Genomic DNA, 21,281 nt, shown 5'->3' with positions numbered 1-21,281 from the left:
GAGTCATGGAAGCATTCACCACGCACACCGGCCGGGCCGTCCCGCTGCGCCGCAGCAACGTGGACACCGACCAGATCATCCCTGCTCACTGGCTCAAGAAGGTGACCAGGGACGGTTTTGAGGACGGGCTCTTCGAGGCCTGGCGCAAGGACCCGTCCTTCGTCCTCAACCAGCCCGAGCGCGCGGGCGCCACGGTCCTGGTCGCCGGACCCGACTTCGGTACGGGCTCCTCGCGCGAGCACGCCGTCTGGGCGCTCCAGAACTACGGCTTCAAGGCCGTCATCTCGTCCCGCTTCGCGGACATCTTCCGCGGCAACTCGCTCAAGAACGGCCTGCTCACAGTGGTTCTGGAGCAGAAGATCGTGGACGCGCTGCAGGAGCTCACCGAGAAGGACCCGAAGGCCGAGGTCACGGTCGACCTGGAGGCCCGTGAGGTGCGTGCCGAGGGCATCACGGCCGCCTTCGAGCTCGACGAGAACGCCCGCTGGCGGCTGCTGAACGGGCTGGACGACATCTCCATCACCCTGCAGAACGAGGCGGACATCTCCGCGTACGAGTCCAAGCGGCCCTCCCACAAGCCGCGGACCGTTCAGATCTGATCGCCTCGGGGTCCCCGGTCCTCTTCGGATCCGATCGGAGTCGCACCCCACAAGGCTGATTCCAGCCAGCGCAACAGGCTTCTGTACCCCCAATCGTGGACGGTTGGGGGTACATCTGTGTCTGCTTCCGGAAGGGCTGTTCAGGACTTTGTGGTTGGCCTCAACTGCCCTTGTTTCAAGGGGCTTTGATGGGGTAGCCGAGTCTCGGCAGAGCCTTGTGGGGAGGTGCGCAGGAGGCCCTCGGGAGGCGGTAGTTACCCCCTGCGCAGGCGACAACTCGCCCCAGATGGCACAATCTGTGCATGGAACACGACGGCCAACTCGAGCTCTATGCGGCAGTCGCGTCCCAACTCAAGGAAGCGCACACAAGGGTGCGCGCACTGCAAGTCCCGGAGGGCGTACGGATGGCGCTGACCCGGAAGCTGCTGGTCATTACGGCCGTGGCCAAGCACGATCTCGCCGATGCGACAAGGCGGCTGGAGCGGTTCACGACGGACCTCGACGAGGGCCGAATCCCCGAAGAGGAACGCTGAGGAACTTCGCAACAGCCCCAGTTCGTTGCGGCACAAGGGTGATTAGCCCGTTTCGTGTTTGATTTGCGGTATATATCTGCCTAACGTGCGAAAAAGCTTGAACACTTTCGTTCTGGCAATGTCTCCGAAGGGGAAGACGTGAACAAGGCGCAGCTCGTAGAAGCGATTGCCGACAAGGTCGGCGGGCGTCAGCAGGCCGCGGAAGCGGTCGACGCCGTACTGGACGCCATCGTGCGTGCAGTTGTCAGCGGGGACCGGGTCTCGGTCACCGGCTTCGGTTCCTTCGAGAAGGTGGACCGTCCGGCCCGTTACGCCCGCAACCCGCAGACCGGGGAGCGCGTTCGGGTCAAGAAGACCTCCGTGCCGCGCTTCCGTGCGGGCCAGGGCTTCAAGGACCTGGTGAGCGGCTCGAAGAAGCTGCCGCGCGGTGGCGAGGTCGCGGTCAAGAAGGCCCCGAAGGGCAGCCTGTCCGGCGGCGCCTCCGCCACGGTCAAGAAGGCGGCGGCGAAGAAGGCCACCGCGAAGAAGGCGGCGGCCAAGAAGACCACGGCCAAGAAGACCACCGCCAGGAAGACGACCGCCAAGAAGACCACGGCGACGGCCAAGAAGACGACCGCCAAGAAGACCTCGGCGGCCGCCAAGAAGACCACGGCCAAGAAGACCACCGCCAAGAAGGCGGCGGCCAAGAAGGCCCCGGCGAAGAAGGCCGCGGCGAAGAAGGCGCCGGCCAAGAAGTCGGCGGCCCGTAAGACCACCGCCAAGAAGGCCACCGCCCGCAGGTAGACAGGGGCGCTGGGATACTCACGCGCCGGGCCGGGCTCCCTCTGGGGAGCCCGGCCCGCGGCGTTTTCAGAACGTCTGCAGCGTGATGAGTGTGATGTGCCGGGCCGAGTCCTCGCCGTGCCCGCTCTCGACCTCGATCCGGACCCGTTGACCCGGGCGGAGCAGTCGGAGACCGCCCTTGTCGAACGCCGGGGCGTCGAAGGGGACGGGGGTGCCGTCGTCCAGCAGTACCTGGCCTGTGCGGGTTTCTGGGTCGTATGTGTACGCGGTCGCCTGCATGGGGGAAGGGTATGCGGTTTGTCCGGGGGCACGCCTGTCTGAAGGGGCGGAGATGTTCAGGCTGCCTTGAGGCGCTCGACCACTGCCGCTGTGCGCGGGCCCACCCCCAGTGTCAATGCCGCTCGCAGGTCCGCGCCCGTGTCCACGTCCTGGCGTACGGAGGGTACGTCGGGCAGGAGGAGTTCCGCGGCGCCCGAGGCGCGGTGTCGGGAACGGGAATCGGGGCCGAATGCGGGGAGCAATTCGCGGTTCGGGGACGCGGCCAGGAGAGTGGTACCGATTCCGGCGGCGTCCGGGAGGAAAGCGCGGGGGAATTCGGCGGCCGCGTCGAGGACTCGGGCCAATTCAAGAGGGCGCAGGGCGGGCAGATCGGCGTTCAGAGCCGCCAGCGGACTTTGCGGGTTTCTGGTGCGTACGACCGAGGCGGCATGGGTCAGAGCGGCGTTGAGGCCGCCTCCGGGCTCGTCCGGGACGATGCGGGCGCCCAGGGCGGCCAGCTCGCGTCCCGCCAGCACATCACCCGTGACTACTGCCACACCCCCGACCACCGGGCAGGCCAGTGCCGCGGCCACCGTGTCCTGCGCGAAGGCCAGGGCGAGCCCCGGGCGCAGGCCGTCGGCCGCGGTGTCCGAGAGCCTGCTCTTCGCCCGCGACAGGGCTTTCAGGGGTATGACCAAGGTCCACTGCACGCGCGCTCCGTCCCTCCCTCGTCGCGCCCATTGTGACCCGGGCGCCCTGGCGGGCCGATGGCCGGGGCGTACGGTGTTCTCGACAGACCGGCGGCCTGGGGCGACACTTGTGCGGCCCCCCAGGCCCTAGAAGGAAGGTGCACGCGTGCCCCGCCGCAGAATCAGCTTCTGGTACCGCTTCGCAGCGGTTCTCTGTAAACCGCCGCTGATGGTTCTGATCAAGCGGGACTGGCGTGGAATGGAGAACATTCCTGCCGAGGGCGGATTTATCACCGCGGTGAACCACAATTCCCACGTGGATCCGTTCGCGTACGGGCACTTTCAGTACAACACGGGCCGGGTTCCGCGATTCCTCGCCAAGAGCGATCTTTTCAGGAAGGGCTTCGTCGGGGCGGCCATGCGCGGGACCGGGCAGATCCCGGTGTACCGCGAGAGCACCGACGCGCTGAGCGCCTACCGCGCCGCGATCGACGCCGTGGAGCGCGGGGAGTGCGTCGCGTTCTATCCCGAGGCCACCCTGACCCGCGACCCCGACCTGTGGCCGATGACCGGCAAGACGGGTGCCGCGCGGGTCGCGCTGCAGACCAGGTGCCCGGTGATCCCGGTGGCCCAGTGGGGCGCCAACCACCTGCTGGCCCCGTACGCGAAGAAGCCCGACCTTCTGCCGCGCAAGACGCATCAGGTGCTCGCGGGCCCGCCCGTGGACCTCTCGCGCTTCTACGACGAGGAGATGACCCCCGACCTCCTGAAGGAGGCGACCGAGGTCATCATGGCGGCGATCACCGCACAGCTGGAGTTGATCCGCGGCGAGAAGGCCCCCGCGACGCGGTACGACCCGCGCCAGGTGCGCATCGAGCAGCGGCGCAGGACGCGGGGGAACGAAGAGCAGGAAACGGCCGTGCCGGAGCGGACGGTGCAGGGAAACACCGCGCCGGAAAAGGCCGTGCGGGAAATGACCGAGGTTGAGCACGAAAAGGGGCATGGCAAGTGACGACATCCGGCAAGCCCGTCAAGGCGGCCGTCTTCGGGACCGGATCGTGGGGCACGGCCTTCGGCATGGTGCTTGCCGACGCCGGGTGCGACGTGACGCTGTGGGGGCGGCGGGCCGAGCTCGCCGAAGCGGTCAACTCCACACATACGAACCCCGACTACCTGCCGGGCATCGAACTCCCGGAGAACCTGCGGGCCACCACGGACGCCGCCGAGGCCGCCCGTGACGCCGACTTCACGGTGCTCGCCGTGCCCTCCCAGACGCTGCGCGGAAACCTCGCGGACTGGGCGCCGCTGCTCGCCCCCGGCACGGTCCTCGTCTCCCTCATGAAGGGCGTCGAACTCGGCTCCGCCATGCGGATGAGCGAGGTCGTCGAGGACGTCTCGAAGGTCGGCGCCGACCGTATCGCCGTGGTCACCGGGCCCAACCTCGCCCGTGAGATCGCCGCCCGCATGCCGGCCGCCGCGGTGGTCGCGTGCAGCGACGAGGCGGTGGCCCAGCGACTCCAGGCCGCCTGCCACACGCCGTACTTCCGCCCCTACACCAACACCGACGTGGTCGGCTGCGAACTGGGCGGCGCCGTCAAGAACGTCATCGGTCTCGCCGTCGGAATCGCGGACGGCATGGGGCTCGGCGACAACGCCAAGGGGTCCCTCATCACACGGGGGTTGGCGGAGACGACCCGGCTCGGACTCGCCATGGGCGCCGACCCGCTGACGTTCTCCGGGCTCGCGGGCCTCGGCGACCTCGTGGCGACCTGCTCCTCGCCGCTCTCGCGCAACCACACCTTCGGCACCAACCTCGGCAAGGGCATGACCCTCCAGGAGACCATCGCGGTCACCAAGCAGACCGCCGAGGGCGTCAAGTCCTGTGAATCCGTACTGGACTTGGCGCGCCGGCACGACGTCGACATGCCCATCACGGAGACCGTCGTCGACATCGTCCACGACGGCAAGCCCCCGGTCGTCGCGCTCAAGGAAATGATGTCGCGCAGCGCCAAGCCGGAGCGACGCTGAGCAACCGCCCCTTCTTTTAGCGCTCGGTTCGCCTCCGGGGCGCCAAAGCCGGTGTCGAGAGACCGACCGTGCTCGACCCTCCTCCGTCGGGCCTCCGCGCGCTCGATCTCTCGACACGGGCGCGCCCCTTCGGCTCACTCGCGGGCCGGGGCACGCTGACTCGGGGCACTACCAACGGGTACTCTCAACGCGATATGAGCACTGAGAACCTTCCCCAGAGCCCTGAGCAGCAGCCACCTCGCAAGCCGCGCGTGGCCGTCGTCTTCGGCGGGCGCAGCTCCGAACACGGGATCTCCATGGTCACCGCCGGAGCCGTACTGCGGGCCATCGACCGGACCAAGTACGACGTCCTGCCGATCGGAATCACCCGGGAAGGCCGCTGGGTGCTCACCGCGGACGAACCGGAGCGCATGGCGATCACCGAGCGTCGTACGCCCGACGTCGAGGAACTCGCCGAGTCGAGCGAGGGCGGCGTGATCCTGCCCGTCGACCCCGCCAACCGCGAAGTCGTCTACAGCGAGCCCGGATCGGTCCCCAAGGCGCTCGGTGAGGTCGACGTCGTCTTCCCGATGCTGCACGGTCCGTACGGCGAGGACGGCACACTCCAGGGCCTCTTGGAGCTCTCCGGTGTCCCGTACGTCGGCTCGGGCGTGCTCGCCTCGGCCGTCGGCCAGGACAAGGAGTACATGAAGCGGGTGTTCACCTCCTTCGGGCTGCCGGTCGGCCCGTACGTGGTGATCCGGCCCCGCGAGTGGGAGCTCGACGAGTCGGCGGCCCGCAAGAAGATCATCGACTTCGCGGGGGAGCACGGCTGGCCGCTCTTCGTGAAGCCCGCGCGCGCGGGGTCCTCGATCGGCATTACCAAGGTCGACGACCTGTCCGGCCTCGACGAGGCGATCGCGGCGGCCCGGCAGCACGACCCGAAGTTCCTCGTGGAGGCGCTGCTGCGCGGCCGCGAGATCGAGTGCGGGGTCCTGGAGTTCGAGGACGGTCCGCGGGCCTCCGTACCGGCCGAGATCCCGCCGGTGCAGTCGCACGACTACTACGACTTCGAGGCGAAGTACATCGACTCGACGCCCGGCATCGTGCCCGCCCCGCTGACCCCCGAGCAGACCGCCGAGGTCAGGCGCCTGGCCGTCGAGGCCTTCGACGCCGCCTCCTGCGAGGGCCTGGTCCGTGCGGACTTCTTCCTCACCGAGGACGGCACCTTCGTCATCAACGAGATCAACACCATGCCCGGCTTCACCCCGATCTCCATGTACCCGCAGATGTGGGAGGCGACGGGAGTGCCGTATCCGGAACTGGTGGACCGCCTGATCCAGGCGGCACTGCGCCGCCCGACAGGCCTGCGCTGAGGTCTTGGTTTTTAGGGGCGCGGGGAACTGCGCGACCGGCCACGACGGGCCCGCAGCCAACGAACCACCCCAGTCGCCTCAGTCCGCGATCCCCTTGGGGATCGCCTTCTTGATGGCCCCGGCCAAGTCGACAAGCACAGAGGACGTGTCCCGCCCCTCGGGCACGGTCACCTCGACATACGCCAGACGCTGAGCGGAGGTGAAGCGGGTCGCCCCGTCGTCCCGCTTCTCCATCAGCCAGCCCACCCCGTTCACCCCGCCGCCGACCGCGTCGGGGTCACCGCCCTCGGCGACCTTGGGGTCGACCATCTTGGGCGGCCGCTGTACACCACAGCGCAGTATGATCGCCGGGCTTCCCCAGCCCGCGGTCAGCGCGGACCGGGGCTCGGGATCCTCCCGGTCGAGTCCGTCCACCTTCCGTGGCAGCGACTTGTCCAGGTTCTGACACAGCTCGGTGGCCTTCGTGCCCGGACTGGGAACCGCGGTCCGGGTGTTGTCGTCTGCTGAGGAGCAGCCTGTGGCCGCGATCAGCAGAACGAGGGCGGGCAGCCCGGGATAAGAGAAGCGCCGGTGACGGAAGAAGTCCACCGGCCAAGGGTAGACGGGGGCTACAGGTGCACGACCGGGCAGGTCAGGGTACGCGTGATGCCGTCCACTTGCTGGACCTTCGCGACCACCATGCGGCCGAGATCGTCCACTGTGTCGGCTTGGGCCCGCACGATCACGTCGTACGGTCCTGTCACATCCTCGGCCTGGATCACCCCTTGTATCTTGCTGATCATTTCGGCGACGGTCGACGCTTTGCCGACCTCCGTCTGGATCAGGATGTACGCCTGTACCACGGAACCTCCAGGGCGGCCACGAGGATCATGTGGGGAAAAGGAACGCCACGGTATCGCGTCGCCGCGCGCCGCGGGGAGACCCGCGGGGGCAAGGGCCCCCGCGAAGGGGTGCACGGACCGCACAGGTTGACGGTCGAATCGACCGTACCCAGGTCGGAGGCGGCCCGCGACCGGGCGGACGCAGCAACAAAAGGAGACGTACAACGATGAAGGGCACCGTGGGCGAGTTGGGGGAGTTCGGGCTCATCAAGGAGCTCACCTCACGGCTCACCACCACTCCGGCGGTACGCGTCGGGCCGGGCGACGACGCCGCCGTGGTGGCCGCCCCCGACCGCAGGGTCGTGGCGAGCACCGACATCCTCCTGGAGGGTCGGCACTTCCGTCGTGACTGGTCCACGGCGTACGACGTCGGTCGCAAGGCGGCCGCACAGAACCTCGCGGACATCGCCGCGATGGGCGCCGTGCCGACCGCGCTGCTGCTCGGCCTGGTCGTCCCGGCCGAGCTCCCGGCCACCTGGCCGTCCGAGCTGATGGACGGCATTCGCGACGAGTGCCAGGTCGCCGGCGCGGCGGTGGTCGGCGGCGATGTCGTACGCGGCGACACGATCACCGTGGCGATCACCGCGCTCGGAGATCTGCGCAACCACGAGCCGGTCACGCGCGCGGGCGCCCAGCCCGGTGACGTGGTGGCCGTGACGGGCTGGCTGGGCTGGTCCGCGGCCGGGCACGCCGTGCTCTCCCGCGGCTTCCGCTCGCCGCGCGCCTTCGTCGAGGCCCACCGGCGTCCGGAACCGCCGTACCACGCGGGTCCCGCGGCCGCCGGGCTCGGCGCGACCTCGATGACGGACGTCAGCGACGGGCTGATCGCCGACCTCGGACACATCGCGGAGGCCAGCAAGGTGCGCATCGACGTCCGCTCCGGCGCCGTCGACATCCCCTCGCAGATGAACGACATCGGTCAGGCCGTCGGCGTCGACCCCCTCCAGTGGGTGCTCACCGGCGGTGAGGACCACGCGATCGTGGCGACCTTCCCGCCGGACGTGAAACTGCCCGCCCGCTGGAAGGTGATCGGCGAGGTCCTCAACCCGTCGGCGCTGCCGCAGGTCACGGTCGACGGGGCCCCGTGGACCAGCAAGGGCGGCTGGGACCACTTCGCGGACATCGAGTCATGAGTGCCCCGCTCAGTGCCCCGCCCAGGGTTCTGACGGTCGCGGGCTCCGACTCCGGTGGCGGCGCCGGGATCCAGGCCGACCTGAAGACGATGCTCGCGCTCGGCGTGCACGGCATGAGCGTGCTCACCGCCGTCACCGCGCAGAACTCCCTCGGCGTACAAGGCGCTTGGGAACTGCCGGTGGAGGCGGTGCGCGCGCAGTACCGCAGCGTGGTCGACGACATTGGCGTCGACGCGGTGAAGACCGGCATGCTCTCCTCGGCCGAACTCGTCGAGGCCGTCGCCGAGTTGATCGGCGGCACGGCCGTGCCCTCCGTCGTCGACCCGGTCGGCGTCTCCAAGCACGGCGACTCGCTGCTCGCCGCGTCCGCGCTGGATTCCGTACGTACGAAGCTGCTGCCCGTCGCGACGGTTGCGACGCCGAACCTCGACGAGGTGTTCCAGCTGACGGGCCTGCAGGTCGAGTCGGAGGACGGGATGCGGCGCGCTGCGGCGGCCGTGCTGGCGTACGGGCCGGCATGGGTGCTGATCAAGGGCGGTCACCTGAGTGACGGCGCGGGGAGGGCGGGCGAGGGCCAGGCCGTCGATTTCCTGACGGACGGTTCGGAGGAGCACTGGCTGCGGGCCCCCCGGTTCGACAACCGGCACACGCACGGCACGGGGTGCACCCTCGCCAGCGCCATCGCTTCGGGGCTCGCGAAGGGGCAGGCGGTGCCGGAGGCGGTCGCGGCGGCGAAGGAGTACGTCACCGGGGCGATCGCGGGCGGCTTCGCGCTCGGGGGCGGGATCGGGCCGGTGGATCATGGATGGCGGTTCGGGGCGGGCGGCGCGTAAACGCTTGCGCAATCGATTACGTCCGCAGGCCAGGCAGTCGCGCGTCTACCTGCGGACACAGCAAAAAGCCGGTCCACCGTGAAGTGGACCGGCTTTGAGCAGCGAACCAGCAGTGGCCGCGCGCTAGCAGAGCGTCAGCGCGAGACCTTGCCGGCCTTGATGCACGAGGTGCAAGCGTTCACGCGCTTCGGCGTCCCGCCCACCACGGTACGGACGCGCTGGATGTTCGGGTTCCAGCGACGGGGCGTACGGCGGTGAGAGTGCGAGATGTTGTTGCCGAAGCCCGGCCCCTTGCCGCAGACGTCGCAGTTGGCAGCCACGGGTCACTCCAAAGACTTCAGATGCTCTTACGGATGATCCCGGCATGCCGGGATCAAGATCTAGGATCTGAGTGGCGGTGCCAGGAGGAAGGCCCGATGGGATCGGGCAACCGGAGCAGCATACAACGACTGCGTCCGTACAACGAAACTACCATGGCCGGCCCGGGGACCTGGCCCGGCCCTCTTCCGGTGGAGACCTGACCGGGGTCTACGCTGCGTCGGACGTTCGGCTGCTCAAGGAGGCGCAGGTGCCGCAGGTGCCGCAGAGACTGGACGCGTCCGCGGTGCGTGCATGGTGCGGCCTCGCGCTGCGGGCACTCGGCAGTGCGCGCGAGGAGATCGACGCGATCAACGTCTATCCCGTGGCGGACGGTGACACCGGCACCAATCTGTATCTGACCGTGGAGTCGGCGGCCGCGGCGGTCGAGGCCGTCTTCGCGGGTCATGCCGCACTTGCGGGCGGCCGGGAAGCCTTCGAAGGGCACGAAGCGGTCGCCGGGCAGGAGGTCTCCCTCGGCCGGGCGGCGGAGGGTCCCGCCCTCGCCGACGCGGTGCACGCGATGGCGCACGGCGCACTCATAGGGGCCCGCGGGAACTCCGGGACGATCCTCGCGCAGCTCCTGAGGGGCATGGCCCAGGTGCTCGCCGCCGACAGTGACGCGACACACACCGACGGGCAGGGGCTGCGGCTCGCCCTCCGGCGCGCGGCCGACTCGGCCCGGCAGGCCGTCGTGCACCCGGTCGAGGGCACGGTCCTCACGGTCGCCTCGGCCGCCGCCGACGCGGCCTCCGGCGCCGAGGGCGACTGCGGGGCGGTCGCGCGTGCGGCGTACGAGGGCGCGCGGGCGGCGCTCGCGGCGACTCCCGGGCAGCTGGCGGTCCTGGAGCGGGCCGGGGTGGTCGACGCGGGCGGACGCGGGCTCGTGGCCGTGCTGGGGGCGCTGGTGGAGACGTTCACGGGCGAGGCGCCCGCCGCGGCGGCGGTGCCGGTTCTCGCGGCCCACGCGCGCGTGGGGGCGGGTTCGGACACGACGGGTCTCCACACGCGCGTGGACGCCACTGTGACGGAACCCCTCGGAGAGGCGGGGGAGTGCGCGGACGGAACCCCCGCTCCCGATGAGGGCGGGCCGGCCTTCGAGGTGATCTACCTCCTGGAGGCGGAGGACGCGGCGGTGACGCGGCTGCGGGACCGGCTCGACGCGCTCGGCGACTCGCTCGTCGTGGTCGGCGGGGACGGCCTCTGGAACGTCCACGTACATGTCGACGACGCAGGCGCGGCCGTGGAGGCGGGCGTCGAGGCCGGGCGGCCGTACCGGATCCGGATCACGCACTTCGGGCTGGACGACGCGCACACGACGGGCGCCGGGAGCCGGCCGGTCCGGGAGCGGGTCGAGCGGGCGGTCGTGGCCGTCGTCCCGGGAGAGGGCCTCGCGGGACTCTACACCGAGGCGGGAGCCACCACGGTCCTCGCACGTCCCGGGGAGCCGCCCGCCAGCGGTGAGCTCGTCGAGGCCGTACGGCGGGCGCACGCGCGCGAGGTGGTGCTGTTGCCGAACGACGCCGAGCTGCGTCACACGGCGGCCGCGGCGGCCGAGCAGGCCCGCACCGAGGGTGTCAGGGTGGCGCTGATCCCCACCCGGTCCGCGGTGCAGGGCATCGCGGCGCTCGCCGTGCACGAGCCAGGGCGGCGCTTCGACGAGGACGTCGTCGCGATGACCTCGGCCGCCGGTGCGACCCGGTACGCCGAGGTCGAGGTCGCGGAACGCCAGTCCTGGACCATGGCCGGCATCTGCCAGGCCGGCGACATCCTCGGCCTCATCGAGGGCGACGTCGCCGTGATCGGCTCCGACGTCACGGCCACCGCCGAGGCGGTCCTGAACCGCATGCTCGCGGCGGGCGGCGAGATGGTCACCCTGGTCCTCGGCGACGACGCCCCCGACACGATCGCGGCCCACCTCGAAGCGCGCGTCCGGGAGTCCTACCTCGCCGTGGACACGGTCGTGTACCGGGGCGGCCGCCAGGGAGCCCTGCTGCTGATCGGCGTGGAGTAGCCGACTCGATCCCGCGCTTGTGAAGCCCGGTGCACAACAGCGCGCCCTGAAGGGGCGGGGGGCTGTGACATAGGCGGCTCCGCCGCGTGGGCGCGACCAGCCCAGCGGGCCCGCAGACAAGGACCGGCCCCCAGGCGGAGCGCTACGCGTTCGACTCCGTCGCCCGCAGCAGCCGCTCCGCCTCACCACGCCGGGCCACCACCGTCTCGTCCGAGCCGTCCCCCTCCGCGTACGCAACGAGCACTTCCCGCGCGCGTGCAGCCGCCCGGTCGGGGTGCTCCAGGTCGGCTTCCAGCCAGCCGGCGGCGAGTTGGGCGCCGGTGCGGCTGTGCAGGGCGTCCTCGCCGAGGGAGAGGAAGCCCGCGACGGCCAGCGTGACGTGGGCCAGGGCCTCCTCGAACAGGGCCTGGATCGCCTCGTCGTCGGCGTCGTCGGGCGCGGAGCGGGCGACCAGGTCGCCGAACTGCCGGTGCGTCTGGGCGAGTTCGGCGACGAGCTGCTCGCGCGTCTCGTCGTCCTCGGACACCTCGTCCTCGCACGCGCGGACCGCCTCGTCCATCAACTCACGTGCCGTGTCGAGCCCGGAGCCCTCCTCGCGCACCGCGAGCCACGCGCGCGCCCGCAGGGAGCGGATCAGCCCATGGACGTTGCCGAGGGACCGCCAGAGGTCACCGGCGCGCGCGTAGGCCTGCTCCGCCTGAGGGAGCAACTCCGCGTGGCCGAGGGCCTCCGCGGCGAGATGGGCGAGCATCGCGTGGTCGCGCTGCTCGGGCCAGTGCCGGGCGATCTCGGCGGCCTGGAGCCAGTGTTCGGCGGCCTCGCGGTGTTCGCCGAGTTCGGTGAGACAGTCGCCGAGCCACCAATGGGTCTGCACGATCGCCCCGTCGCCGTGCGTCTGCGCGCTCAGCTCCGGAAGCGCAGACTCCAGGACCTCCGCGGCCTCGGCCCAGCGGCCCTGACGCAGCAGGAAACCGCCGAGCTGATGCCTGGCCCAGGCGCCGAGCGTGGGCCCCTCGCCGCCCTCGTCGGCCCAGTGCGACGCTTCCAGGGCGTGGTCGGCGGCGGGTCCGAACCGTCCGGTGGCGCCGAGTATCTCGGCCAGCTGCAGGTGCAGTTGGGCGTGGCCGGCCGGCTCAAGGAAATCCGCGCCGTGCTCCAGCGCCGCCCGGGCCGCGCGCTCGGCCGCCTCGGCGTCGCCCAGATGGCGCGCGATTCCGGTGAGCCGGGCCTCGTACTCCACCGCGAACCACGGCAGCCCCGCCGCCACGAACGCCTCCGAGGCCCGCGTGAGCAGCTCGGCCGCCCTCTCCGCGTCCCCGGCGTGCGCCGCGAGCTCCCCGAGCGTGGCCTGCGCCTCCGCGGCCCGTGAGGCGACCAGGACGTCGTTCCCGGCCTCCGGCCCCGCGAGGGCCAGCAACTCCCGGGCGGCGGTCTCCGCGGCGGCCAGGACCTTCGAGTCGTCTCCCGCCCCGTTCACCTCCGCCGCCTCGTGGACCCGCTGCAGCAGGATGCGCGCCCGTCCCACCAGCACCGAGGCGGCCTGCCGGACACCGGTCCCGCCCTCCGCGAAGAGGGCGAGCACCCGCTCGTACGGCTCCGAGACCGCGGCAAGCGCCTCGCGGGTCCGGCCGGAGAGGGCCAGTACGTACGCTCCACGCGCGCGTGCCGCCAGGGCCTCGCCCGGGTCGCCCGCCGCCTCGTACAGCTCGGCGGCGCGGGCGAACAGCTCCACGCCCTCGGGGCCGAGGCCCATCGCCTCGTGGTCGGTCAGCTCCGCGAGGTCGCGGGGAGCCAGTTCCTCGTCACCGGCCGCCTCGGCGACCGCGGCCCATGCCGCGACGGAATCCGGATGCAGGGCGGCCGAGAGCCGACGGGCCTCGGCGAGCAGCGCGGCCAGATCCGGCTCGGCATCGGCGGTGGCATCCGCGGACGGGGCGGGCGCGGGCCGCACGGAAGCAGCCACGGCCGGTGTCGCGCGCATGCCCAGGGGCAGCCGCTCCACCAGCGGCGGTTGGTCCATGCGCTCCCGGACGCGCCCGCTCACGTACGCCGTGCCGTTGCGCTCGTCGAAGCGGCCCGCCAGCGAAAGGGCCTCCACGCGCGCGTGGGCGGCGAGTTCGGCCGCGGTCCAGGTGCGGCCGGCCGGTCCCGGCACGGTCTGCGCGCCGAGCCCGAGCGAGGTCAGCCGGTCCGTCAGCAGGGCGACCACGGCCAGGAAGTCCATCCGGCTGCGCGGTTCCCCGGCGTCCGTGAAGTAGGCGGGACGTTCCGCCAGCAACTCCAGGGCCCGTGCCTCGTTGCCGGTGAGCGCGCAGAACTCCACATGATCCGCGTACGCGCCACGCATGCTCTCCATGGGGCGTACCAGCCGGAAGCCACGCAGATGGTGGGCCCGCGCCTCGTCCAGGCGGCCGAGCCGCAGCAGCGGCAGCAGCGAGGACGCGAGGACCGCGTGCGGCTCGTGGGCGCACGTGTACTCGCCCTCCAGGACGGGCCGCCACAGTTCGAGCGCCTCGGCCTCGGCACCCTGCTCGGCCCGCCACCAGCCCTGGTCGTGCAGTTCGCAGGCGTGGCAGTCGGCCATGCTGTCCCGGTCGGCGGCCAGCCACGCGGTGTACGCCCGCTCCGCCCGTGCCAGGTCCCCGATGGACCGCGCCACCGTGAACTCGGTGCTGCGGACCGCACGTTCGGAGTGACCGGCGAGCCGGTAGCGGTGCTCCATCTCGCCGAGCCACTTCTCGATGGAGGCGAGCGGAACATGCGGCTGGCCGACCATTCCGGAGGACACCCACTTGAAGACCCAGTGCAGGGAGTGGGTCTCGTACTCGTCGAAGTCCTCGGGGCGTTCGTCCCACATGCGCAGCAGGCGCGCGAAGGGGACGAACATCCTGTCCTTCTCGGAGCTGTAGTTGTAGACCTTCAGCTGGTGGCCGAGCGCCTCGATCACGGCGAGCGGGATGTTCAGCTTCTCGGCCTCGGCGAGCAGGACCTCCGCGCGCGCGTTGCGGGCGGGGCCCTCCGGCTGCTCGTAGTTCTCCTGCATCGCCCGGCGCAGCGCGTCGAAGTCCGTGCTCTGGGTCATCGGGGGCCCTCCGGGGAGTCGCTGTGGGTGGCCCACTCCAGGAGGCCGATGAACGCCCGGTTCAGGAGCGCCGAGTCCGCCGGTCGCAGCGGACGCTGCGCCATCAGCAGGGCCTGGCCGTAGAGGGACTCCGTCGCCGTCCCGATCAGCTCCCGGTCGTCGAGCGAACTGATCTTCCGGATCAGCGGGTTGAGGTGGTTGAGCACCAGCCGCGCGCGCGGGGCGCTGCCCCGCAGCGAGCCGAGGATGCCCGCCCACAGGTCGTCGGCCTGCTCCTCGGCCTCCGCGCGCGCCTGCTCGTGGCGGGCCGCCCGGTCGTCCAGGTGCAGCGCGGGCACGGAGAGGGGGTGGAAGGCGCGCAGGACCACATCGCACCCCAGGGGGTCGAGTTTGGCCCGCGCGGCCCCCAGGAAGGCCGACAGGGCCAGCTCCACCGCCGGGTCGACCGAGTCCAGATGCGCGGTCACCGTGTCGGCGTCCAGCTCCGCCACGACCGTCCCGGGCCGCACCGAGGGCAGCGCCTCGACCAGCTCGCTGTCGTACGTGTAGCCGCCGTTCACGACCCCCACGCCCTGTGCGGACGCGATCGGCGCGACCTGGCGGTACTCCTCCACGGACCGCGTGAAGTGCACCACCGGGTGCCGCTGGGCGAACTCCTCCAGGGACAGCTGCCCGTCGGTCGTCTCGAAGGGCAGCCACGGCAGCATCGTGCGCAGCATCTCGCTGTCGTGCCGCGCCAGGGACTTCACGCCCAGGTGGTGCACCGCCAGGAAGGCCGCGAGACGCTCGGGATCACCGGCCGCGAGCCCCGTCAGCCAGGCCCTGATCCGCTCGCCCAGCGCCTCCCGTACGCCCGCCAGGGCCTCGTCCTCGTACAGCGCCTCCCGGGACGCGGTGGGCCGCAGGCTGTCCGTGTCGAGGACGCAGCGCACGAAGAACGCCCAGTCGGGCAGCAGCTGTTCGGCCCGCTCGGTGAGCAGCATGCCCTTCAGGTGCACGCGATGACCGGCGCGCTGGGCGGGACTGACCGCGGACGGCAGCACGTACGCCACCCCGCGTATCCCCGCCAGCGGCACGTCCAGGTCGATCGAGTCCAGCGGCGTGAACCCGAACAGCTCGTGGCAGTGCCGCCCGAGGGCCACCCTTCGGGAGGCGGGGCTCGGGTACGCGCGGTCCCAGGGCGCCGGAAGGTCCGTGACCGCCTCGTCGCCCACCCGTACGTCGTACGGAAGCAGCGATCCGAAGTCCCGGGCCAGCGAGAGGACGCGCTCCTCGGACAGCCAGTCGGCGGCGCCCGGACGCGCCACCAGGTACACGGTCGTACCCGGCTCGGGGCGGGCCTCGTGAGGCAGCGTACGAACGGTGTACGAGCCGTCGTCGGCCGCCGTCCACTCCACGGGCGGTGCGTCCGGCGTACGGGCGCTGCGGCTGACCACCCGGATGCGCTCGGCGACCACGAAGCAGGCGAGCAGGCCGATGCCGAACTGGCCGAGGAAGTCGGAGCGCGCCGATTCCAGGCCCTCCGCCCGCTTGGAACTGCGGCCGATGGTCGCCAGGAGGCTGTGCACGTCCGTCTCGGTGAGTCCGATCCCGGAGTCCTCCACACGAAGGGCACTGCCGCCGCCCTCGACGAACAGCCGCACCAGGGCAGGCGCGTCGGGCTGCTCGGCACGCCGGGCGGTGATCGCGTCCACGGCGTTCTGCAGCAGCTCGCGCAGATAGACCTTGGGGCTGGAGTAGAGGTGATGGGAGAGAAGGTCCACGAGGCCGCGCAGGTCGACCTGGAACGTATGGGGTGACTGGGATGCCTGAGCTGACTGTGAGATCTGGGAGTCCATCGTCGCTGCGCCGGTGGGGGGACGTGCGACGGCGCGGGGTCGGGCGGTCCCAAGACGAGGTGACCGCGAACAGGGCCGGAGCCGGACATCCTAGGCCCGGAACCAGCCGTCTGACCAGCGGATTTCCGGGACGTATACGGCATTGTCAGTGCGGTGGTGTGCAATGGATCTCGTGCCCGCGCTCGAAGAACCACTGAAGAAGGTGCTCGGACCCGCCACCGCGAAGGTGATGGCCGAGCACCTCGGCCTGCACACCGTCGGCGACCTGCTGCACCACTATCCCCGCAGGTACGAGGAGCGCGGCCAGCTCACCCACCTCGCCGACCTGCCCCTGGACGAGCACGCGACGGTGGTCGCCCAGGTCGCCGACGCCCGCCTGCTCACCTTCTCCTCGCCCAAGGCCCCCCGGGGCAAGGGCCAGCGCCTCGAAGTGACCATCACGGACGGCAGCGGCCAGCTGAAGCTGGTCTTCTTCGGCAACGGCGTGCACAAGCCCCACAAGGAGCTCCTGCCCGGCACACGCGCCCTGTTCGCGGGCAAGGTCTCCGTCTTCAACCGCCGCCTCCAGCTGGCCCACCCGGCGTACGAGCTGCTGCGCGGCGACGACGTGACCGAGACGGTGGACACCTGGGCGGGCGCCCTCATCCCGCTCTACCCCGCCACCGCCAAGCTGGAGTCCTGGAAGATCGCCAAGGCGGTCCAGACGGTGCTGCCGAGCGCCCAGGAGGCCACCGATCCGCTGCCGGAGTCCCTGCGGGCCGGCCGCGGTCTGGTCCCCCTCCCCGAGGCCCTGCTGAAGATCCACCGCCCGCACACCAAGGCGGACATCGAGGACGCCCGCTCCCGCCTCAAGTGGGACGAGGCCTTCGTCCTCCAAGTGGCCCTGGCCCGCCGCCGTCACGCGGACGCCCAACTGCCCGCCGTGGCCCGCAGGCCCAAGAAGGACGGCCTGCTCTCCGCCTTCGACGCCAAGCTCCCCTTCACCCTCACCGAGGGCCAGCAGAAGGTCTCCAAGGAGATCTTCGACGACCTGGCCACGGAGCATCCGATGCACCGGCTGTTGCAGGGAGAGGTCGGAAGCGGGAAGACGATGGTGGCCCTGCGCGCCATGCTCGCCGTCGTCGACGCGGGCGGTCAGGCGGCGATGCTCGCGCCCACCGAGGTGCTCGCCCAGCAGCACCACCGGTCGATCACGGAGATGATGGGGGAGCTGGCCGAGGGCGGCATGCTCGGCGGGGCCGAGGACTCCACGAAGGTGGTGCTCCTCACCGGCTCCATGGGGACGGCCACCCGTCGCCAGGCGCTGCTGGACCTGGTCACCGGCGAGGCAGGCCTCGTCATCGGGACGCACGCGCTGATCGAGGACAAGGTGCAGTTCCACGACCTGGGCCTGGTCGTGGTGGACGAGCAGCACCGGTTCGGGGTCGAGCAGCGCGACGCCCTGCGCGGCAAGGGCAAACAGCCGCCGCACCTCCTCGTGATGACCGCCACGCCGATCCCGCGCACGGTCGCCATGACGGTCTTCGGAGACCTCGAGACGTCCGTCCTGGACCAGCTCCCCGCCGGGCGCTCGCCCATCGCCAGCCATGTCGTCCCGGCCGCAGACAAGCCCCACTTCCTTTCGCGCGCGTGGGAGCGCGTGCGCGAGGAGGTGTCCAACGGCCATCAGGCGTACGTGGTCTGCCCGCGCATCGGCGACGAGGACGAGGACCCGAAGAAGTCCAAGAAGAAGCCGTCCCCCGAGGACGAGGCCGAGAAGCGCCCGCCCCTCGCGGTCCTCGACATCGCCGGCCAGCTGGGCAAGGGCCCGCTCCAGGGACTCAAGGTCGAGGTCCTGCACGGCCGTATGCCGCCGGACGACAAGGACGCCGTGATGCGCCGCTTCGCGGCGGGTGAGACGGACGTCCTGGTCGCCACGACGGTCATCGAGGTCGGGGTGAACGTGCCGAACGCCACCGCGATGGTGATCATGGACGCCGACCGGTTCGGCGTCTCCCAGCTCCACCAGCTCCGCGGCCGTGTCGGCCGTGGCTCGGCGGCGGGCCTCTGCCTCCTGGTCACCGAGATGCCCGAGGCCAGCCCGGCCCGCCAGCGGCTTACCGCGGTCGCCTCCACCCTCGACGGCTTCGAGCTCTCCCGCATCGACCTCGAACAGCGCCGCGAGGGCGATGTCCTCGGCCAGGCCCAGTCCGGCGCCCGCACCTCCTTGCGGATGCTCGCCGTCATCGACGACGAGGAGATCATCGCCGAGGCCCGCGAGGAGGCGTCCGCGGTGGTCGCGTCCGACCCGGACCTGGAACACCTGCCCGGCCTGCGCACGGCACTCCAGGCCCTGCTGGACGAGGAGAGGGAGCAGTACCTGGAAAAGGGCTGAGCACCGCGCACCCTGCAAGGGGCGCGGGGAACTGCGCGAGCAACCACGACGGGCCCGCAGCCGTGCACAACGCGAAGCCCCCACCCGCCCAAAACGCATCGCACACCCCTGCCTGCCAGACTGGGGTCCGTGACCATCCCCACCCGCAAGGACCCGAGATGACCCGCGTGATCGCCGGCGCGGCCGGCGGACGACGCCTGGCAGTCCCCCCGGGCACCGGCACAAGGCCCACCTCCGACCGGGCCCGCGAGGGACTCTTCTCCACCTGGCAGTCCCTGCTCGGCGGCCCTCTGGAAGGCGACCGCGTCCTCGACCTGTACGCAGGCTCCGGAGCAGTCGGCCTGGAGGCGCTGAGCCGCGGCGCCGGACACACCCTCCTCGTGGAGGCCGACGCCCGCGCGGCCCGAACCATCCGGGAGAACGTGAAGGCACTGGGCCTCCCCGGCGCCGAGGTCAGGCCCGGCAAAGCGGAACAGATCATCCGCACGGCGGCGCCGGCAGCCCCGTACGACCTCGTCTTTCTCGATCCGCCGTACGCCGTCACGGACGACGATCTTCGCGAGATCCTGCTCACACTCCGCTCCGGGGGCTGGCTCGCGGGCGAAGCGCTCGTCACCGTTGAACGCAGTACTAGAGGCGGCGAATTCCGGTGGCCCGACGGCTTCGAGGCATTGAGGTCCCGTCGTTACGGCGAGGGAACGTTTTGGTACGGTCGCGCCGCCTCTACGTGCGAAGACGCACGATGACCGGACCGGAGAGCGAGGGATCTCAAGTGCGCCGCGCCGTCTGTCCCGGGTCGTTCGACCCGATTACCAACGGACATCTCGACATCATCGCCAGAGCCTCCAAGCTGTACGACGTCGTCCACGTCGCGGTGATGATCAACCAGTCCAAGAGGGGCCTGTTCGAGATCGAGGAGCGGATCGACCTGATCCGCCAGGTCACCGCGGAGTTCGGCAACGTCGAGGTGGAGTCCTTCCACGGCCTCCTCGTCGACTTCTGCAAGGAGCGCGACATCCCGGCCATCGTCAAGGGCCTGCGCGCGGTCAGCGACTTCGACTACGAGCTGCAGATGGCCCAGATGAACAACGGCCTCTCCGGCGTCGAGACCCTCTTCGTCCCGACCAACCCCACCTACAGCTTCCTGTCCTCCTCGCTGGTCAAGGAGGTCGCGACCTGGGGCGGCGACGTCGCCCACCTGGTGCCGCCCGTGGTCCTGGAGGCCCTCAGGGAGCGCCTCAAGAAGGACTGACGGAGCCCCGGACACCTGACAGTGCGTCACCCGGTGTCGGGAGGGGCGGGTGTGGTCGTACAGTCGAGACGTCCGTCTCCATCACAGCTGTAGAGAGTGGCGAGCACACGGTGGACGTGCAGAAGAAGCTCGATGAGATCGTCTCGGCGGTCGGCAGCGCCCGTTCCATGCCCATGTCGGCCTCGTGCGTGGTCAACCGCGCCGAGCTCCTCTCCCTGCTCGAAGAGGTGCGCCAGGCGCTGCCCGGCTCCCTCGCCCAGGCCCAGGAGCTGATCGGCGGCCGCGAGCAGATGGTCGAGCAGGCCCGCCTGGAGGCCGAGCGGATCATCGAGTCCGCGCACGCCGAGCGCGGCAGCCTGATCTCCGACACCGAGGTCGCCCGCCGCTCGCAGAACGAGGCGGACCGCATCCTCTCCGAGGCCCGCAAGGAGGCCGAGGACGTGCGTGCCGAGGCCGACGAGTACGTCGACTCCAAGCTCGCCAACTTCGAGGTCGTCCTCACCAAGACCCTCGGCTCCGTCGGCCGCGGCCGCGAGAAGCTCCTCGGCACGGGCCCCGGCACCGACGAGCAGGGCTACGAGGACGAGGACGCTCCCGAGCGCAGCCACGACCCGGAGACCCTGCGCCAGAACGCGGACCAGTACGTCGACGTCAAGCTCGGCGCCTTCGAGGCCGTGCTCGCCAAGACCCTGGACGCCGTCGGCCGCGGCCGCCAGAAGCTGCACGGCCGGATCGCCAGCGACGATCTCGGCGACCTGGGCGGCTTCGCCGAGGACGGCAACGCGCAGCACACCACCGACGCCGAGTACCTGGACGGCCTCTCGGACCTCTCCGAGCGGCCAGCCCAGCCACAGGCTCCGGCGGTCCTGGCCCAGCAGCAGTACGCCCAGCAGGACGCGTACGCCTATCAGCAGCAGACCGCGGATCCGTACGGCTACCAGCAGCAGTACGCGCAGCAGGACGGATACGGCTACCAGCAGCAGACCGCCGATCCGTACGCCGCCTATCCGCAGCAGCAGGGCTACGACCAGCAGGCCGCGTACGACCCGAACCTGCAGCAGCAGGCGTACGGCCAGTCCCCGCAGGCTCCCCAGCCGCAGCAGGCGCAGGCGAACGCCCTCGACGAGACCAGCCTCTTCGACACCACCATGATCAGCGCGGAGCAGCTCAGGGCCTACGAACAGGGGCGCTGAGCCCGGATTGGGCCGAGAGCGAAAGGTCCAGTATCCTGGCTCTTCGGTCGCGTGTACGTCCGCGATCAACGCTGCCCGG

General features: G+C 70.9%; 20 protein-coding genes. 13 read left to right on the top strand and 7 right to left on the bottom strand.

Annotated elements, in window-relative coordinates:
* Positions 1-5 precede the first annotated feature (5 nt).
* From leuD to OG718_RS18410, 3 genes are all read left to right on the top strand, one after another.
* On the top strand, positions 6-599 hold the full coding sequence (gene leuD, locus OG718_RS18420) for a 3-isopropylmalate dehydratase small subunit (protein WP_143640632.1): 594 nt from the start codon (positions 6-8) through the stop codon (positions 597-599).
* Positions 600-901: 302 nt separating this feature from the next.
* On the top strand, positions 902-1,132 hold the full coding sequence (locus OG718_RS18415; protein ID WP_055614012.1) for a hypothetical protein: 231 nt from the start codon (positions 902-904) through the stop codon (positions 1,130-1,132).
* Positions 1,133-1,270: 138 nt separating this feature from the next.
* Positions 1,271-1,915, top strand: a complete 645-nt coding sequence (locus tag OG718_RS18410; protein WP_143640633.1) for an HU family DNA-binding protein — start codon at positions 1,271-1,273, stop codon at positions 1,913-1,915.
* A gap of 66 nt (positions 1,916-1,981) precedes the next feature.
* On the opposite strand, the gene OG718_RS18405 is transcribed toward OG718_RS18410, so the two are convergent.
* Together OG718_RS18405 and cofC are read right to left on the bottom strand one after the other, a co-directional pair.
* Positions 1,982-2,194 carry a hypothetical protein gene (locus OG718_RS18405; RefSeq protein WP_143640634.1) on the bottom strand — a complete coding sequence of 71 codons (213 nt, stop codon included), beginning with the start codon at positions 2,192-2,194 and terminating at the stop codon, positions 1,982-1,984.
* A 56-nt stretch (positions 2,195-2,250) separates the two neighbouring features.
* Positions 2,251-2,883: a 2-phospho-L-lactate guanylyltransferase gene (cofC, locus tag OG718_RS18400; protein WP_328844620.1), complete on the bottom strand. Its 633-nt coding sequence runs from the start codon at positions 2,881-2,883 to the stop codon at positions 2,251-2,253.
* Positions 2,884-3,028: 145 nt separating this feature from the next.
* Here cofC and OG718_RS18395 point away from each other — a divergent pair, with 145 nt between their 5' ends.
* The 3 genes from OG718_RS18395 (at position 3,029) to OG718_RS18385 (ending at position 6,245) form a co-directional block, all read left to right on the top strand.
* Positions 3,029-3,874, top strand: coding sequence for a lysophospholipid acyltransferase family protein (locus OG718_RS18395; RefSeq protein ID WP_260695444.1), 846 nt, complete (start codon positions 3,029-3,031; stop codon positions 3,872-3,874).
* On the top strand, positions 3,871-4,890 hold the full coding sequence (locus OG718_RS18390) for an NAD(P)H-dependent glycerol-3-phosphate dehydrogenase (protein ID WP_328844619.1): 1,020 nt from the start codon (positions 3,871-3,873) through the stop codon (positions 4,888-4,890). The genes OG718_RS18395 and OG718_RS18390 overlap by 4 nt, the downstream gene beginning before the upstream one ends.
* Before the next feature lie 194 nt (positions 4,891-5,084).
* Positions 5,085-6,245, top strand: a complete 1,161-nt coding sequence (locus OG718_RS18385) for a D-alanine--D-alanine ligase family protein (RefSeq protein WP_143640637.1) — start codon at positions 5,085-5,087, stop codon at positions 6,243-6,245.
* Between the two features lie 78 nt (positions 6,246-6,323).
* Here the strand turns inward: OG718_RS18385 and OG718_RS18380 are convergent, their stop codons facing one another.
* A complete protein-coding gene (locus tag OG718_RS18380; protein WP_143640638.1) occupies positions 6,324-6,833 on the bottom strand; it encodes a DUF3515 domain-containing protein in 510 nt (169 codons plus the stop codon).
* A 20-nt stretch (positions 6,834-6,853) separates the two neighbouring features.
* A complete protein-coding gene (locus tag OG718_RS18375; protein ID WP_055614017.1) occupies positions 6,854-7,087 on the bottom strand; it encodes an Lrp/AsnC ligand binding domain-containing protein in 234 nt (77 codons plus the stop codon).
* A gap of 206 nt (positions 7,088-7,293) precedes the next feature.
* On the opposite strand from OG718_RS18375, the gene OG718_RS18370 reads away from it, so the two are divergent.
* Together OG718_RS18370 and thiD are read left to right on the top strand one after the other, a co-directional pair.
* Complete coding sequence (locus OG718_RS18370) at positions 7,294-8,259, top strand: thiamine-phosphate kinase (RefSeq protein ID WP_143640639.1); 966 nt, start codon at positions 7,294-7,296, stop codon at positions 8,257-8,259.
* Positions 8,256-9,092, top strand: coding sequence for a bifunctional hydroxymethylpyrimidine kinase/phosphomethylpyrimidine kinase (gene thiD / locus OG718_RS18365; protein WP_328844618.1), 837 nt, complete (start codon positions 8,256-8,258; stop codon positions 9,090-9,092). Before OG718_RS18370 ends, thiD begins: the two co-directional genes overlap by 4 nt.
* Before the next feature lie 134 nt (positions 9,093-9,226).
* Here thiD and rpmB read toward each other — a convergent pair whose 3' ends face one another.
* The gene (gene rpmB, locus OG718_RS18360; RefSeq protein WP_004924906.1) at positions 9,227-9,412 is read right to left on the bottom strand and encodes a 50S ribosomal protein L28; all 186 of its coding nucleotides are present in this window, start codon (positions 9,410-9,412) and stop codon (positions 9,227-9,229) included.
* 248 nt (positions 9,413-9,660) lie between these two features.
* Here rpmB and OG718_RS18355 point away from each other — a divergent pair, with 248 nt between their 5' ends.
* Positions 9,661-11,463 (top strand): DAK2 domain-containing protein, encoded by a 1,803-nt coding sequence (locus tag OG718_RS18355; protein ID WP_328844617.1) that lies wholly within the window; start codon positions 9,661-9,663, stop codon positions 11,461-11,463.
* A 142-nt stretch (positions 11,464-11,605) separates the two neighbouring features.
* Here OG718_RS18355 and OG718_RS18350 read toward each other — a convergent pair whose 3' ends face one another.
* Both OG718_RS18350 and OG718_RS18345 read right to left on the bottom strand, forming a co-directional pair.
* Positions 11,606-14,545: a tetratricopeptide repeat protein gene (locus OG718_RS18350; RefSeq protein WP_328844616.1), complete on the bottom strand. Its 2,940-nt coding sequence runs from the start codon at positions 14,543-14,545 to the stop codon at positions 11,606-11,608.
* Positions 14,542-16,383, bottom strand: a complete 1,842-nt coding sequence (locus OG718_RS18345; RefSeq protein ID WP_328844615.1) for an HSP90 family protein — start codon at positions 16,381-16,383, stop codon at positions 14,542-14,544. Before OG718_RS18345 ends, OG718_RS18350 begins: the two co-directional genes overlap by 4 nt.
* 163 nt (positions 16,384-16,546) lie before the next feature.
* Between OG718_RS18345 and recG the strand changes: the two genes are divergently transcribed.
* From recG to OG718_RS18325, 4 genes are all read left to right on the top strand, one after another.
* Positions 16,547-18,757 (top strand): ATP-dependent DNA helicase RecG, encoded by a 2,211-nt coding sequence (gene recG / locus OG718_RS18340; protein ID WP_328844614.1) that lies wholly within the window; start codon positions 16,547-16,549, stop codon positions 18,755-18,757.
* A 158-nt stretch (positions 18,758-18,915) separates the two neighbouring features.
* Complete coding sequence (gene rsmD / locus OG718_RS18335) at positions 18,916-19,503, top strand: 16S rRNA (guanine(966)-N(2))-methyltransferase RsmD (RefSeq protein ID WP_143640645.1); 588 nt, start codon at positions 18,916-18,918, stop codon at positions 19,501-19,503.
* A 26-nt stretch (positions 19,504-19,529) separates the two neighbouring features.
* On the top strand, positions 19,530-20,009 hold the full coding sequence (gene coaD / locus OG718_RS18330; RefSeq protein ID WP_055616180.1) for a pantetheine-phosphate adenylyltransferase: 480 nt from the start codon (positions 19,530-19,532) through the stop codon (positions 20,007-20,009).
* 110 nt (positions 20,010-20,119) lie between these two features.
* Complete coding sequence (locus tag OG718_RS18325) at positions 20,120-21,202, top strand: cell division initiation protein (protein WP_328844613.1); 1,083 nt, start codon at positions 20,120-20,122, stop codon at positions 21,200-21,202.
* The last annotated feature ends 79 nt before the right edge of the window (positions 21,203-21,281 follow it).

This window comes from Streptomyces sp. NBC_00258, assembly GCF_036182465.1.
GTDB lineage: Bacteria > Actinomycetota > Actinomycetes > Streptomycetales > Streptomycetaceae > Streptomyces.
This window is presented reverse-complemented; position numbering and strand designations above follow the sequence as displayed.

Bases quoted from the DNA above. Each gene is read 5' to 3' on its own strand.
- leuD (WP_143640632.1), top strand. From the start codon at position 6: ATGGAAGCATTCACCACGCACACCGGCCGGGCCGTCCCGCTGCGCCGC.
- OG718_RS18415 (WP_055614012.1), top strand. From the start codon at position 902: ATGGAACACGACGGCCAACTCGAGCTCTATGCGGCAGTCGCGTCCCAA.
- OG718_RS18405 (WP_143640634.1), bottom strand. From the start codon at position 2,194: ATGCAGGCGACCGCGTACACATACGACCCAGAAACCCGCACAGGCCAG.
- OG718_RS18385 (WP_143640637.1), top strand. From the start codon at position 5,085: ATGAGCACTGAGAACCTTCCCCAGAGCCCTGAGCAGCAGCCACCTCGC.
- OG718_RS18370 (WP_143640639.1), top strand. From the start codon at position 7,294: ATGAAGGGCACCGTGGGCGAGTTGGGGGAGTTCGGGCTCATCAAGGAG.
- thiD (WP_328844618.1), top strand. From the start codon at position 8,256: ATGAGTGCCCCGCTCAGTGCCCCGCCCAGGGTTCTGACGGTCGCGGGC.
- OG718_RS18350 (WP_328844616.1), bottom strand. From the start codon at position 14,545: ATGACCCAGAGCACGGACTTCGACGCGCTGCGCCGGGCGATGCAGGAG.
- OG718_RS18345 (WP_328844615.1), bottom strand. From the start codon at position 16,383: ATGGACTCCCAGATCTCACAGTCAGCTCAGGCATCCCAGTCACCCCAT.
- recG (WP_328844614.1), top strand. From the start codon at position 16,547: ATGGATCTCGTGCCCGCGCTCGAAGAACCACTGAAGAAGGTGCTCGGA.
- rsmD (WP_143640645.1), top strand. From the start codon at position 18,916: ATGACCCGCGTGATCGCCGGCGCGGCCGGCGGACGACGCCTGGCAGTC.